Genomic DNA, 14,645 nt, shown 5'->3' on the forward strand with positions numbered 1-14,645 from the left:
TTTGATTTCATTGTACTATTTTATAATCCTTTCGAATGATTATCTTTGCATACTTTCAAATTTAGAACCTCTTTATGTCAACAAATAATAGAAGATTTCCAGCAGAATGGGAAAAACAACAAGGAATTGTATTGTGTTTTCCGCATAATGGTAATGACTGGCCAGGAAAATATGAGGCTGTTCAATGGGCTTTTGTAGAATTTATTAAAAAAGTAGCCACTTTTGAAACTGTTTTTTTGGTCGTAGCCGATGAAAAAATGAAAGAAAAAGTAGCCGAAATGTTGGAAAGAGCACGTGTAAACCTTGCCAATGTTTCTTTTATTATTCATAAAACAAACAGAAGCTGGATGCGCGATTCAGGACCAATTATTGTAAAAAATGGTTCAAAAAGAGAAGCGCTAAACTTCAATTTTAACGGTTGGGCAAAGTACAAAAATTATCAGTTAGATAAATTTGTTCCAGGCAAAATAGCCGATTTTATTGATGTTCCTTTAACACAAGTAATGTACAAAGGAAAACCAGTAATTGTAGAAGGAGGCGCAATTGATGTAAACGGAAGAGGGACTTTATTGACTTCTGAAGAATGTTTAATGCACCCAACAATTCAGGTTCGAAATAAAAACTTCACTAAAGAAGATTACGAAGCAGTTTTTAAAGAATATTTAGGAGTTACAAACGTAATCTGGCTTGGAGACGGAATAGAAGGCGACGATACTCACGGACATATCGATGATTTATGCCGATTTGTAAATGAAGATACGATTGTGACGATTGTAGAAACAGATAAAAACGATTCAAATTACAAACCATTGCAGGATAATTTAAAACGTTTACAAAACGCAAAACTAGAAGATGGAAAATCTCCAACAATTGTTGCATTGCCAATGCCAAAACGTGTAGATTTTGAAGATTTAAGATTACCGGCAAGTTATGCTAACTTCTTAATCTTGAACAAATGTGTTTTAGTACCAACTTTTAATGACAGTAACGATAGAGTAGCACTGAATATATTATCTGAATGTTTCCCTGATAGAGAAGTAATCGGAATTAGTTGTATCGATTTTATCTGGGGATTTGGAACTTTACATTGTTTGAGCCAACAGATTCCGGCTTAGTTTAATAATAATCTCGCAAAGACGCGAAGCCGCAAAGTTTAAAGTATAAAAACTTAAAAAACAAGCTTTGCGACTTCGCGTCTTTGCGAGATTCAAACATAAAAAAACCTTGTTAGCCAACTAACAAGGTTTTTTCATTTATATATCTTCTGATATTTTAGTATCTCTTCATGGTCTGATAAAAGGAGGTAATAATTGGCTGGAAACCTCTCCAAAACCAAGACGAACTTCTGCATTTTCACAGAAACCTCTGATGATTACCGTATCATTATCTTCGATAAATTTACGTTCGCTACCATCTTTTAATTTAATTGGATTTTTCCCACCCCAAGTTAATTCTAACATAGAACCAAAACTATCAGGAGTTGGACCAGAAATTGTTCCTGACCCCATCATGTCACCAGAATTCACACGACATCCGTTTGAAGTATGATGTGCTAATTGCTGTGCCATTGACCAATATAAATATTTGAAATTTGATTGAGAAACGATTGTTTCTTCTTGATTTTCAGGTTGAATTGAAACTTCTAAATGAATATCAAACGCTTTTTTACCTTTTGTTTGTAAATAAGGAAGCGGAGACGGATCTTGTTTAGGGCCTTTAGTTCTAAAAGGTTCCAAAGCATCCATAGTCACAATCCAAGGAGAAATTGACGTTGCGAAGTTTTTGGCTAAGAATGGTCCAAGAGGCACATATTCCCATTTCTGAATATCACGCGCGCTCCAATCATTCAATAAAACCATCCCGAAAATATAATCTTCGGCTTCGTAAGTTGGGATATTTTCTCCCATTACATTTACATCAGTAGTAATGAAAGCTGTTTCAAGTTCAAAATCTACTAAACGAGAAGCACCAAAAACGGGTAGTTTTTCACCATTTGGCAAAGTTTGTCCCATTGGTCTGTGAACCGGAATCCCAGACGGAACAATAGTTGAGCTTCTTCCGTGATATCCTACCGGAATATGTAACCAGTTTGGTAATAAAGCATTTTCCGGATCACGAAACATCTTTCCTACGTTTGTTGCGTGCTCTTTACTAGAGTAAAAATCAGTGTAATCACCAATTAAAACAGGCAATTGCATCTCAACATCGTCAATTTTAAAAATAACAATATCGCGATCTTTTGTTGAATCTCTAAGTTGTGGATTGTTCTCGTCGAAAATCTCGGCAATGCGATTTCGAACTAAGCGCCATGTTTTTTTTCCGTCAGAAATAAAATCATTTAGCGTGTCTTGCATGAACATATCATCTGTTAAATCTATTCCTTCAAAATAGTTTAACTGTTGTAAAGCTCCTAAATCTATGGCATGATCGCCAATTCGCGTTCCTACTGTAACGACATTTTCTTTAGTAAGAAATACACCGAAAGGAATATTTTGAATAGGGAAGTCACTATTTTCTGGTACTTCTAACCATGATTTTCTTTTGGTATCGTTGGCGGTTATTGGCATGTGAGTGTTAATTATTTGTTGAAAAATTCTATGTCAAATATATCATAATCTAACAGTTTGGCAAACGTTTTTTTGTATTTTTGCAGGAAATTAACGAAAAACGAAAAAATGCAACGCGACGAACAAATTTTTGACCTTATACTAGAGGAACAAGACAGACAAATTCACGGATTAGAACTTATCGCTTCAGAGAATTTTGTAAGTGATGAAGTAATGGAAGCAGCTGGTTCTGTTTTAACTAATAAATATGCTGAGGGATATCCTGGCAAAAGATACTATGGCGGTTGCGAAGTAGTAGACGTTATTGAGCAAATTGCAATTGACAGAGCCAAAGAATTATTTGGTGCTGAATATGCAAACGTGCAGCCACACTCAGGATCTCAGGCTAATACATCAGTTTACCATGCATGTTTAAACCCTGGTGATACTATATTAGGTTTCGATTTATCTCATGGTGGTCACTTAACTCACGGTTCTCCAGTGAACTTTTCAGGCCGTTTATACCGTCCGGTTTTTTACGGTGTAGATGCTGAAACAGGTCGTTTAGACTATGATAAAATTCAGGAAATTGCAACAAAAGAGCAACCAAAATTAATTATCGCAGGAGCTTCGGCTTATTCTCGTGATATGGATTTTGCACGTTTCAGACAAATTGCAGATAGTGTAGGAGCAATCTTATTTGCTGATATTTCTCACCCTGCAGGTCTTATTGCAAAAGGATTGATGAATGACCCAATTCCACATTGTCATATTGTTTCTACAACAACACACAAAACATTACGTGGACCACGTGGAGGTTTGATCTTGATGGGGAAAGATTTTGAAAATCCACAAGGATTAAAAACTCCAAAAGGAGAAATCAGAATGATGTCTTCATTATTAGATCTTGCTGTTTTCCCAGGAAACCAAGGAGGACCTTTAATGCATATTATCGCTGCTAAAGCTGTAGCTTTTGGTGAAGCTCTTAAAGATGAGTTCTTTACTTATGCTATGCAATTGCAAAAAAATGCAAACGCTATGGCTGATGCTTTTGTAAAAAGAGGATACAACATTATTTCTGGCGGAACTGATAACCACATGATGCTTATTGACTTAAGAAATAAAAATATTTCTGGTAAAGAAGCTGAAAATGCATTAGTAAAAGCTGAAATTACAGTAAATAAAAACATGGTTCCATTTGATGACAAATCACCATTTGTAACTTCTGGAATTCGTATAGGAACAGCTGCAATCACAACTCGTGGTTTAGTTGAAGAAGATATGGAAACAATCGTAGCTTTAATCGATAAAGTACTTACTGATCATACAAATGAAGCAGTTATCGAAGAAGTAGCAAACGAAGTAAACGAAATGATGAGCGAAAGACCAATTTTCGTATTCTAATTATAAAATTTGAAACTTAATTGTTTCAAGTTTCAGGTTTCAAGTTTAAAGTTTTGTAATGCGGAGAAAAACGTAGAACAGAACTTTAAACTTTTTTCGTTTTAGTATTTCCGAGACTAAAGTCGAGGCGGCGAAGCAACTTGAAACAAAGAAAACCTGAAACAAAATAAACAAAAAAATATGGGCGTATTAAGATTACAATTGCCAACAGATCCAAGATGGGTAAATATTGTAGAAAAAAATATTGAAGAAATCTTGACAGATCACGCTTGGTGTGAGCAAAAAGCAGCAACAAACGCGATAACAATTATCACCAATAACTCAGAACATCAGGATTTGGTGAAAGATTTATTAGCTTTAGCCAAAGAAGAAATTGATCATTTTGAGCAAGTTCACAATATAATCATCAAAAGAGGATTAAAACTAGGACGCGAACGCAAAGACGATTACGTAAACGAACTTTATTTATATATGAAGAAAAGCGGTGACGGAAGTCGTGTTTCAGGTTTAGTTGAAAGATTATTATTTTCAGCAATGATTGAAGCAAGAAGTTGCGAACGTTTTAAAGTTTTATCTGAAAATATTCAAGACGAAGAATTGGCAATTTTTTACAGAGATTTAATGGAAAGCGAAGCTGGGCATTACGTTACATTCATCACATATGCCCGTAAATATGGAGTAGGAATCGACGTTGAAAAACGCTGGAGAGAGTGGCTTGCCTATGAAGAATCAATTATCACAAACTACGGAAAAGGCGAAACGATTCACGGGTAGAAAAAAATGTTTCAGGTTTAAAAAAGTTTAAAATTTCAGGTTACCGTTTGTCACGTTGAGCGATCCCGATAGCTATCGGGAGAAACGCGTTCCAATTAGAAAGTTTTCAGGCTCCAATCTAAATAAAATCCGTTTTAATCAGCGTTTTCGCTTTAGCGAATCCGTGTCATCCGCGTACCAAAAATTAACCACAAAGTTTTAACAATCTAAAATCCACATTCTAAAATCTAAAATTTCTATCTTTGAAAGTAACAGAAAATTTAAAGTAATGAGAATAGAAACTGATTTGAAATTAGGATTTAAAGATGTAATGATTCGCCCAAAAAGATCAACGCTTAAAAGCAGATCGGAAGTTTCCTTGGAACGAAATTTTAAATTTTTACACAGTACCGCAATCTGGACAGGAATTCCAATTATGGCCGCCAATATGGATACGGTCGGTACTTTTGAAATGGCTGAAGTTCTTGCCAAAGAAAAGCTTTTTACAGCCATTCACAAACATTATTCATTAGAAGAATGGAATGATTTCTTAAAGAAAGTAACACCGGATTTCTACAATTATATTGCCATTAGTACCGGAACCGGAAAAGAAGATTTCGCAAAAATTGGACAAATCATAACAGCAAATCCGTTGCTTAAATTTATTTGTATAGATGTTGCCAATGGATATTCAGAGCATTTTGTACAGTTCTTAAAACAAACCCGAAAACAATATCCTGACAAAGTTATCATTGCAGGAAATGTTGTTACAGGCGAAATGGTCGAAGAGCTTTTATTGGCTGGTGCCGATATTGTAAAAGTCGGAATTGGGCCAGGTTCGGTTTGTACGACACGAGTAAAGACGGGTGTAGGTTATCCGCAACTTTCGGCGATTATAGAATGTGCCGATGCTGCTCACGGTTTAGGCGGACACATTATCAGTGATGGCGGTTGCAGTACTCCGGGCGATGTTGCAAAAGCTTTTGGTGCAGGTTCAGATTTTGTAATGTTGGGCGGAATGCTCGCCGGACATACAGAAAGTGGAGGAGAACTAATCGAAGTTAACGGTGAAAAATTCAAGCAATTCTACGGAATGAGTTCAACAACCGCGATGGACAAACATGTTGGAGGCGTTGCAGAATACAGAGCAAGCGAAGGAAAGACAGTTCAGGTTCCTTTTAAAGGAAATGTCATTAATACCGTATTGGATATTTTAGGAGGTATAAGAAGTACTTGTACTTATGTAGGCGCTTCAAGATTGAAGGAATTAACCAAACGAACTACCTTTATAAGAGTGAGTGAACAGGAAAATCAAATTTTTACTAAATAATAAAAGCATTTTAAATATAATATGATCACGATTTCAGAAGCTGCTATCAGCGATATTAAACAAATTCAGAATATAGTAAATATTACTTGGCCAATTACTTACGGTGAGATTTTATCAAAAGAGCAATTAGACTATATGTTGGGGCTTTTTTATTCTGATGAAGCTTTAACCGAGCAATACAATGGAAAAGTACAGTTATTTTATATGATTTATGAAGAGGAAACTAATATAGGTTTCATCGGGATAGAGCATAATTATAACAAAGAAGCAATAACCAAAATTCATAAAATCTATCTTTTGCCGGAAACCCAAGGAAAAGGAATCGGTAAAAAAGTTATTGATGAAATCGGAAAATTAGCTTCAGAAAACAATTCAGCCGCTTTATTATTAAACGTAAACAGATTTAATTCGGCTTTAGGTTTTTATAAAAAAATAGGCTTTGAAGTTATTGATGAAGTGAACATCGAAATTGGAAACGGTTATTTGATGGAAGATTATGTAATGGAGAAGAAGTTGTAAACACGAATTTCACGAATTGACACGAATTTTAAAGCTTAAAACTTAGTTTGTGAAATTAATTTCGCAAACTAATTCGTGTCAATTCGTGTCAATTCGTGAAATTCGTGTTCAATTTTGGCTTCAACTCACAATCACATCATGCTTAAATAGCAGCCCTTTCACTTCTTTCAAAGCAAAAATAGCTTTCTTTAATTTAGTTTTTGATGGATCAATGGTGTAATTATAACTCGTTTTAAAATCGGCTTTATTGGCGATAGCTTTGTCAAATTCAGATCGATATAGATCACAATTGTCAAATAAAACACTTGTAAGATCTGTTGCCATAAAATCTACCGCAATTAAACTACAATTGTTGAATGTGGTTCCTTTTATTTTTAAGGTATAAAACTTCGAAAAATCCAGAATACAATCGTAAAAATGAACTTCAAAAATGAGTTTGTCGCACATGGCAAAATTGACTTCTTTGATTTCGCAACGGTTAAAAGTTGCCGTTCTAAAAGCGACATAATTGATTTTGGCTTCATTAAATATACAGTCATTAAAAACGCAATCAATAAAAGTAACGGCTAAAAAAGTGCATTCCGAAAAATTACAATTATTAAAAATACAACATTCAAAATCCTTAAAATTAAGATCGTCTCTACCATAAGTTTTGGTATTGTATTCTTTATCAAGGAAATATTCAGACTCTTTTTTCAATGTTGCTTTTAATGGTTGTTTGAGAGTGAAAAGATAATAATTAAAAGCATTATTTAGGCGGGCTTTTATAAAAATAGCAGCAAAAAATAATTCAGTATTTTTCAGAGTGTTGTATTTGTCTATTAATGATATTCTTAAGGATTTAGGTTTTTGAGATCCTTTGGGTATTGCTTTTTTAAATATTTAATTAAATTATTGAAAATTCTATGATTTTTTTAAGATTCTATATTTTATTATAGTTCTAATTTGATGTAGCTTTACAGTGATTTTTAAAGTAAAAACGTAACAATTTATATGATATGGGATCAACAAGAAAAGAGCATGATTTTTTAGGAGAATTAGACATTCCGAATCAGCTGTATTATGGTATTCAAACTTTTAGAGCTGTAGAGAATTTTAATATTACAGGAATTCCAATTTCAAAAGAACCATTATTTATCAAAGCTTTAGGTTATGTAAAAAAAGCCGCAGCTTTGGCCAATAAAGATTGTGGTGCACTTGATCCTAAAATTGCGGAAGCAATCTGTTACGGAAGCGATCAGGTCATTGCAGGTAAATTCGATCAGGAATTTGTAAGCGATTTAATTCAGGGCGGAGCCGGAACATCGGTAAATATGAATGCAAACGAGGTAATCGCAAACATTGGTTTAGAGTATCTTGGACATAAAAAAGGAGAATATAATTTTCTGCATCCCAACAATCATGTAAACTGTTCGCAATCTACAAACGATGCCTATCCATCGGCTTTTAGAATTGCCCTTTATCTGAAAATGGAAAGCTTTATCAAAACATTAGAAGGTTTAGAAGTAGCTTTTGCAGCAAAAGGCGAGGAGTTTAAAAGTGTTTTGAAAATGGGAAGAACACAATTGCAAGACGCAGTTCCGATGACTTTAGGGCAAGAATTCAAGTCTTACGCTACCACAATAGGTGAAGACGTTCGAAGATTAAAAGATGCTCAAAGTTTGGTTTTAGAAATCAATATGGGAGCAACAGCAATTGGAACAAGAGTAAACGCACCAGAAGGATATCCGGAAATTTGTGTGAGTTATTTAGCCAAAGAAGTAGGTATTCCGTTAACGCTTTCACCAGATTTAATTGAAGCTACTGTAGACACAGGAGCTTATGTTCAGATTATGGGAACGTTGAAAAGAACTGCGGTAAAAATCTCTAAAATCTGCAATGATTTAAGATTATTGAGTTCAGGGCCAAGAACAGGTTTTAACGAAATTAATTTGCCAGCGCGTCAGCCGGGATCTTCAATAATGCCGGGTAAAGTAAATCCGGTAATTCCGGAAGTGGTAAACCAGACTTGTTTTTATGTAATAGGGCAGGATTTAACCGTTACAATGGCAGCTGAAGCTGGGCAATTACAGTTAAATGTAATGGAACCGGTTATTGCTTTTGCCATGTTTACATCATTAGATTATCTTAATAATGCAATTCAGACTTTAATCGATAAATGTATCGTAGGAATTACTGCTAATGTTGATCACTGTTACAATATGGTGATGAACAGCATAGGAATCGTTACACAATTAAACCCAATTTTAGGTTACGAAGAAAGTGCAAGTATTGCCGGAGAAGCTTTAAAATTGAACAAAAGTGTGCATCAAATTGCAGTTATCGAAAGAAAACTAATCACACAGGAAAAATGGGACGAAATTTATTCTCTAGACAATTTAATCCATCCTAAGTTTATTACGAAATAAGAGATTCGTATAAAATATTTTTTAAAGTCGCCAGTTTTTATTGGCGACTTTTTTGTTACCTATAATACTGTTATTTATAAGAATTGTTTGCTAAAATATTGAAAATTAGCTCTATATTTTCATTAAGGTTGAATGTTATTTCAAAAAAATAAAACTACGAATGGTCAATTTTTTTTAAAATAATTACTTTCAATGTAAATGTGCAATCTTCGGATTTCTCTTTTTTCTTCCATTGAGTCTGATTGCACAAACAGAACTTAGTAATCCTGACGAATGTCCGCCCAAAACAATACTGGAAATCTTCAAAAAGAAAGATTCCGTTTATGTCGTTAAGCCCACAAAAAACAATTTTTTCTTGGTTATTCCCGCTATTGGTTCTCAGCCGGCAACGGGATTCTTTTTTGGAGGAGTTGCGCAATATACTTTTAAAGGAAAACAAAAAACAGATAAATATTCTATCGCCAATCTTGGCATAACGTATACAACCAAAAAGCAATGGTTGGTAAATGTCAAGAATAATATACTGCTTAAAAACAACAGGATTTTTTTAAGTGGTGATTATAGAATGTATATTTTTTCGCAGCCCAATTACGGGTTAGGAACTGATATTATTCCGCATCATAGTAAAAAAGAAGGATTTAGTATTGACTCTCTTGCACAGCCAATGGATTATAATTATTTCAAATTTCACCAAACCGTTTCTTTTGAGGTGGCTGAAAATTTTTATGTTGGCGGAGGAATAAATCTCGATTGGTATTCGAGCATAAAAGATAAAGATTTGGATGTAGAAAACGGACAATTCACGTACCATTATAATTACAGTCAAAAATATGGATTTAATAATTTGGAGTATTTTTTGAGTGGCATGAGTCTTAATTTAGTACACGATTCAAGAGATAATCAGGTAAATGCGACACGTGGATGGTTTGCAAACATAAACTATCGTTTTAATCCGGTATTGTTTAATAATCAGAGGTATAGTAATGTTTTGTATACAGAATATCGAGGCTTTTTTCCGCTTTCGAGCAAAAACAAAAACTACATTCTGGCAGTTTGGACTTATGGACAGTTTGTAACCAGAGGAAAACTTCCGTATTTGAGTTTACCCGCAATTGGCTGGGATCAGCGAAGCCGAAGCGGAGAGGGATATACCCAAGGATTGTTTAGAGGAGAGAATTTGATTTATCTTTCGACAGAATTGCGATTTCCAATTACCTGCAACCACATGCTTAGCGGAACCGTATTTACAAACTTTGTAACCGCAAGCAATACCGAAACCCAAACGCATCTTTTTAGCTCGATTCAGCCCGCAGCAGGCGTTGGTTTGCGAATCTTAATAGATAAAAAAACCAGAACTAATCTAATTGTTGATTATGCCTGGGGTAATAATTCTAAAGGATTTTACCTGAATGCCGGAGAAACTTTTTAAGTTGTAAACTATTGTTGACTTCTTTTTTTTAAAGCAAAAAGTTACACGCTTCACAATTAAATCATAATTATTAAAATATTCTGAGTCTTATTTTAAACTCAATCCTTATTTTTGTTAACCATACACAAATTAAGATGAAATTACTTATAGTCGAAGACGAACCAAATCTTTTATCGATTTTACGAAAGGGTTTTGCCGAAAACAATAACGAAGTAAGCGTTGCTCTTGATGGTAAAACGGCTCTCGAAATGATTCATAATTATGATTTTGATGTTGTAATCTTAGACGTAATGTTACCGGATATTAATGGAATCGAAATTTGCAGAAGATTGCGTGCTGCCAAGAATTTTGTCCCGGTTTTGCTTTTGACAGCGCTTGGAACTTCAGAGAATATTGTAACGGGATTGAATGCCGGAGCTGATGATTATTTGGTAAAACCATTTAAATTTGGAGAACTCGATGCCAGAGTAAACGCCTTAAATCGAAGAGCAAATCTGGATACCGAAAAAGTTGACACTATAGTAATTAGCGATTTAGAAATAAACGGAAAAGCCAAATCTGTAAAAAGAGATGGAGAATCGATTATTTTGACCGCAAAAGAGTTCAAATTACTCTATTATTTGGCTAAAAACACGGGTAGAATCGTGTCTCGTGATCAGATTTTAGACAATGTTTGGGATATTAATTTTGATATGAACACCAATGTTGTCGATGTTTATATCACGTATTTACGAAAAAAAATAGATAAACCTTTTAAGACTAAACTTATTCACACCATGAAAGGTTTAGGTTATATTTTAAAGCCATAAAATGGATGTAAGAAAAAAAATAACTTTTACTTATGTAGCACTTTCTTCCTTTAGTACACTATTATTGTGTATTATCGTTTTTGTATTGTTTCGCGAAAATAATCGCTATCATTTCTTAAAACGACTAGAAGACAGAGCTAAAATTGTGGCTTCAATTCATTTTCAAAAAGATCCTGAAAAGATAAAATATTACAGTAATCTGAAGAAAAACGGACTGGAAGAACTTATTGAAGAAGAAGAATTTGTGCTGAAAATAAACAGCGCCGATAGTTTTGATTATAATACAAAATTAAATCTTCCGAATGAGTTTTATACCAATATTCTAAAAACGGGTAAAGATTACTTTGAAGTAGATAATAAGTATTATTTAGGACAAATTTTTACAGAAAACAATCAGAAATATATTGTAATTGTTGGTGCACGTGATCGAAAAGGTCCCACAACGACAATTTATATCGTAAAAATCATGCTTTTTGGCGGTATAGGATTTATATTCCTTGCTTTCTTTTTAGGACGTTTTCTTGCCAAACGTGTTATTAATCCTGTAGCAAGAATTACTAAGGAAGTAAACCGAATTAGCGCTTCAAACCTGCATAACAGATTGCCGGCGGTTAAAAACTCAGACGAGATTTCAGATCTTACCGAGACTTTTAATGATATGTTGGATCGTTTGGAAACCTCTTTTGAAATTCAGGCTAATTTTATTAATAATGCTTCTCACGAATTAAAAACACCAATAACAACCATTATTGCCGAGTCTGAAATTATGCTTCTTAAAGAACGAGAAGTTTCGGAATACATTCAATCATTAGAGAATATTTACAGTCAGGCTTCGAGATTAGGAAACTTAACTGAAAGTTTGCTGAAATTGACACAAACAGGCTACGACGGAAAGAAACAAGTATTAGACATTGCCAGAATTGACGAGTTATTGATGGATGTAAAATCTGATTTGGATAAAATTTATCCAGATAACCGAGTGAGCATTAAACTTAATTTTGCGCCAAAAGATTCTAATTTGCTTTTAATTCCTTGCAACAAACCGCTTCTGGAGTTGGCAATAAACAACATTATTACAAACGGAGTTAAATATTCTGATAATAACGAAGTTTTCGTAACGCTTTCTGCCAATCAGGATTGGATTAAAATATCTATCAATGATATCGGAATCGGGATTCCGCCAGAGGATATTCCGCATTTGTATGAACCTTTCTTTAGAGGGAAAATTGCAGCCAAGTATATTGGTTATGGTTTAGGGCTTCCTTTGGCCTCAAAAATTATCCGTATGCACGATGGCGAAATCCAGGTACAATCAGAACAAAATAAAGGAACGATTGTGACTCTTGTTTTTAATAAATCAAAGAGCAAGAAAAGCAACATTAAAAATTCTAATGTTGAATCTTAGGAAATTCTAATTTTAGATTAAGACCCTTCTAATTTACGCGGAGTTATTTTGTATGTATAAACTAAACGATTATACTTATGAAAAATTTCCTTATACCTACTACTTTAAAAGATGATACTATTTGCGCTGTAAAATCAGCAATTAACCAAGCAAAAGAATCAAATTGTGAAATCATTTTAATGATGGTTTCTGATACTCCGGATGTTTTCTCTTCGTCGCATTTTTTACGCGAAATGAGAACCGGACTTACAGCAAGTCAGGAAGAAGTTCTGGAAACGTGCCGATACATGATCGAACACACGCCAAACTGCAAAATAAAAGTACAGAATCAATACGGACTTTCATCGCCAATTTTTAAACGCATTATTGATGTTTTCTCTATAAAATTGGTAATTCTGACACATTCTTATAAACAAGAAACAAAACGTATTCATCAATATTTAATTCAATTAGCCGGAAACCAAAAATGTCCCATTTTACATTTAGGACTTGAGCAGGCTAAAAATGATTTTAATAAAGCACTTTATATAGAAAACGGCAATGCAAATATGCATGTTAAGGATGTTCAGCAATTTTTGAACGAAAATTTCTCTTATGAAATTGTAAGCCAAACAGCCAATTTTGATGATAATTACGAAAATTTTGCACCTTATTTATCTGAAGCAATTTCAAAATACGACATCGATTTGCTAGTAGAAACACGTAAAGGAGAGAAAATAAAATTCAAGAAAACAAAAAAACAAAATATAAACGAGAAACTCGGACTTCCGGTGCTCTCGCTGTATGAAGAGTTGGTTTAAAACCAAAACTTCTGAGAAAATATAGTTTTAATTAAAAACGAAAAATATGTTATTAAAGAAAAGAATACCAATGCGATATGTTATCGGAAAAATCAAAGTTGAATTAGGGTTGGTTATGGCTTACACTATTTTATTCGAAATTTTTCACCATTATTTCATCAACGTAGCGGTCGAAATACCAATCGCGATTCCAACAATGGTAGGTACAATTATATCTTTATTATTGGCTTTCAAATCAAATCAGGCTTACGACAGATGGTGGGAAGCGAGAATTATTTGGGGATCAATCGTAAATGAGTCCAGAACTTTGGTTAGGCAAATGCTGACTTTTTATAAAGACCCGGATTTCTCTGTAGAAGCAAATGAGTTTAAAGAAAACTTCACCAAAAGACAAATTGCGTGGTGTTATAGTTTAGGTCAGGCTTTGCGAAATAAAGATGCCATAAAACCGATCAAAGATTTGATTAGCGAAGAAGAACTGAATTTTATAAAAAATCATCAGAATATTCCAAATGCGATATTGCTGCTTCACGCCAGAGATTTAAGAATTGCCAAAAAAGATAAACGTCTTAATCGTTATCAACAAGTAGAAATTGACGGTACTTTGACAAGATTATGTGATGCAATGGGAAAATGTGAGCGTATTAAAAATACCATTTTTCCAACAACCTATAGTATGTATATCAGAATGACCTTGTGTTTATTTATCCTGTTATTGCCTTTTGGTTTGATTAGTTTGTTGAGCTGGTTTGCAGTTCCGTTGATTACAATTATTGGAGGAACCTTCTTTTTGATCGAAAAAATGGCAATTCACCTGCAAGATCCTTTCGAAAACAGACCAACAGATACACCTGTTACAATGATATCTATGACAATTGAAAAGAACCTGATGCAAATGCTAAACGAGTTTCAAAGCGAATTTGATATTATCAAAGAATTTGACCTAAAGCCTGAGCCTAAAAAAGCGCAAAGCGACGCTTACTTCGTTTTATAAATTAATATTGGTTTTAATTTATTCGCAAAACAACACCTTAATTGGTGTTGTTTTTTGTTTTTAGAACAATCTGTAAATTGTTTTAACACATAGAAATACAGATTAAAAAAATAGCCACTCCCGATAGCTATCGGGATAAAGAATTAAAAAGATTTTTGTTTCACGCTGATTTTGCAGATTATAGCAGATTTAATTCCAGATAATCATCTGCGTAAATCTACTTAAATCTTTTTAAAATCTGCGAGAAA

Annotated in this window: 13 protein-coding genes; 11 read left to right on the forward strand and 2 right to left on the reverse strand. The window is 33.9% G+C overall.

From position 1 onward, the window contains the following. Positions 1-74 precede the first annotated feature (74 nt). Complete coding sequence (locus CHB81_RS06125; protein ID WP_089351010.1) at positions 75-1,115, forward strand: agmatine/peptidylarginine deiminase; 1,041 nt, start codon at positions 75-77, stop codon at positions 1,113-1,115. Between the two features lie 168 nt (positions 1,116-1,283). Here CHB81_RS06125 and fahA read toward each other — a convergent pair whose 3' ends face one another. Continuing rightward, a complete protein-coding gene (gene fahA / locus CHB81_RS06130) occupies positions 1,284-2,567 on the reverse strand; it encodes a fumarylacetoacetase (RefSeq protein WP_089351011.1) in 1,284 nt (427 codons plus the stop codon). A gap of 108 nt (positions 2,568-2,675) precedes the next feature. Here fahA and glyA point away from each other — a divergent pair, with 108 nt between their 5' ends. The 4 genes from glyA to CHB81_RS06150 all read left to right on the forward strand — a co-directional run bounded on the left by glyA (position 2,676) and on the right by CHB81_RS06150 (position 6,552). Beyond that, positions 2,676-3,950 (forward strand): serine hydroxymethyltransferase, encoded by a 1,275-nt coding sequence (gene glyA, locus CHB81_RS06135; protein ID WP_089351012.1) that lies wholly within the window; start codon positions 2,676-2,678, stop codon positions 3,948-3,950. A 180-nt stretch (positions 3,951-4,130) separates the two neighbouring features. Further along, complete coding sequence (locus CHB81_RS06140) at positions 4,131-4,724, forward strand: tRNA-(ms[2]io[6]A)-hydroxylase (RefSeq protein WP_089351013.1); 594 nt, start codon at positions 4,131-4,133, stop codon at positions 4,722-4,724. A gap of 268 nt (positions 4,725-4,992) precedes the next feature. After that, the gene (locus tag CHB81_RS06145) at positions 4,993-6,033 is read left to right on the forward strand and encodes a GMP reductase (protein ID WP_089351014.1); all 1,041 of its coding nucleotides are present in this window, start codon (positions 4,993-4,995) and stop codon (positions 6,031-6,033) included. A 21-nt stretch (positions 6,034-6,054) separates the two neighbouring features. Next, on the forward strand, positions 6,055-6,552 hold the full coding sequence (locus CHB81_RS06150; protein ID WP_089351015.1) for a GNAT family N-acetyltransferase: 498 nt from the start codon (positions 6,055-6,057) through the stop codon (positions 6,550-6,552). 120 nt (positions 6,553-6,672) lie between these two features. Here CHB81_RS06150 and CHB81_RS06155 read toward each other — a convergent pair whose 3' ends face one another. After that, positions 6,673-7,251, reverse strand: a complete 579-nt coding sequence (locus tag CHB81_RS06155) for a pentapeptide repeat-containing protein (RefSeq protein WP_089351016.1) — start codon at positions 7,249-7,251, stop codon at positions 6,673-6,675. Between the two features lie 299 nt (positions 7,252-7,550). Between CHB81_RS06155 and aspA the strand changes: the two genes are divergently transcribed. From aspA to CHB81_RS06185, 6 genes are all read left to right on the forward strand, one after another. Beyond that, complete coding sequence (aspA, locus tag CHB81_RS06160) at positions 7,551-8,960, forward strand: aspartate ammonia-lyase (RefSeq protein ID WP_089351017.1); 1,410 nt, start codon at positions 7,551-7,553, stop codon at positions 8,958-8,960. Between the two features lie 232 nt (positions 8,961-9,192). Continuing rightward, positions 9,193-10,389: a BamA/TamA family outer membrane protein gene (locus CHB81_RS06165; RefSeq protein WP_254920985.1), complete on the forward strand. Its 1,197-nt coding sequence runs from the start codon at positions 9,193-9,195 to the stop codon at positions 10,387-10,389. Positions 10,390-10,523: 134 nt separating this feature from the next. Beyond that, positions 10,524-11,198, forward strand: coding sequence for a response regulator transcription factor (locus tag CHB81_RS06170; RefSeq protein WP_089351019.1), 675 nt, complete (start codon positions 10,524-10,526; stop codon positions 11,196-11,198). 1 nt (position 11,199) lies between these two features. Further along, complete coding sequence (locus CHB81_RS06175; protein ID WP_089351020.1) at positions 11,200-12,603, forward strand: HAMP domain-containing sensor histidine kinase; 1,404 nt, start codon at positions 11,200-11,202, stop codon at positions 12,601-12,603. Positions 12,604-12,680: 77 nt separating this feature from the next. Further along, positions 12,681-13,403 (forward strand): hypothetical protein, encoded by a 723-nt coding sequence (locus CHB81_RS06180; RefSeq protein ID WP_089351021.1) that lies wholly within the window; start codon positions 12,681-12,683, stop codon positions 13,401-13,403. 46 nt (positions 13,404-13,449) lie between these two features. Further along, positions 13,450-14,397 (forward strand): bestrophin family protein, encoded by a 948-nt coding sequence (locus CHB81_RS06185; RefSeq protein ID WP_089351022.1) that lies wholly within the window; start codon positions 13,450-13,452, stop codon positions 14,395-14,397. The last annotated feature ends 248 nt before the right edge of the window (positions 14,398-14,645 follow it).

The sequence above is a fragment of the Flavobacterium sp. ov086 genome, assembly GCF_900187965.1.
Classification (GTDB): domain Bacteria; phylum Bacteroidota; class Bacteroidia; order Flavobacteriales; family Flavobacteriaceae; genus Flavobacterium.

Bases quoted from the DNA above. Each gene is read 5' to 3' on its own strand.
- CHB81_RS06125 (WP_089351010.1), top strand. From the start codon at position 75: ATGTCAACAAATAATAGAAGATTTCCAGCAGAATGGGAAAAACAACAA.
- fahA (WP_089351011.1), bottom strand. From the start codon at position 2,567: ATGCCAATAACCGCCAACGATACCAAAAGAAAATCATGGTTAGAAGTA.
- glyA (WP_089351012.1), top strand. From the start codon at position 2,676: ATGCAACGCGACGAACAAATTTTTGACCTTATACTAGAGGAACAAGAC.
- CHB81_RS06140 (WP_089351013.1), top strand. From the start codon at position 4,131: ATGGGCGTATTAAGATTACAATTGCCAACAGATCCAAGATGGGTAAAT.
- CHB81_RS06145 (WP_089351014.1), top strand. From the start codon at position 4,993: ATGAGAATAGAAACTGATTTGAAATTAGGATTTAAAGATGTAATGATT.
- CHB81_RS06150 (WP_089351015.1), top strand. From the start codon at position 6,055: ATGATCACGATTTCAGAAGCTGCTATCAGCGATATTAAACAAATTCAG.
- aspA (WP_089351017.1), top strand. From the start codon at position 7,551: ATGGGATCAACAAGAAAAGAGCATGATTTTTTAGGAGAATTAGACATT.
- CHB81_RS06170 (WP_089351019.1), top strand. From the start codon at position 10,524: ATGAAATTACTTATAGTCGAAGACGAACCAAATCTTTTATCGATTTTA.
- CHB81_RS06175 (WP_089351020.1), top strand. From the start codon at position 11,200: ATGGATGTAAGAAAAAAAATAACTTTTACTTATGTAGCACTTTCTTCC.
- CHB81_RS06180 (WP_089351021.1), top strand. From the start codon at position 12,681: ATGAAAAATTTCCTTATACCTACTACTTTAAAAGATGATACTATTTGC.
- CHB81_RS06185 (WP_089351022.1), top strand. From the start codon at position 13,450: ATGTTATTAAAGAAAAGAATACCAATGCGATATGTTATCGGAAAAATC.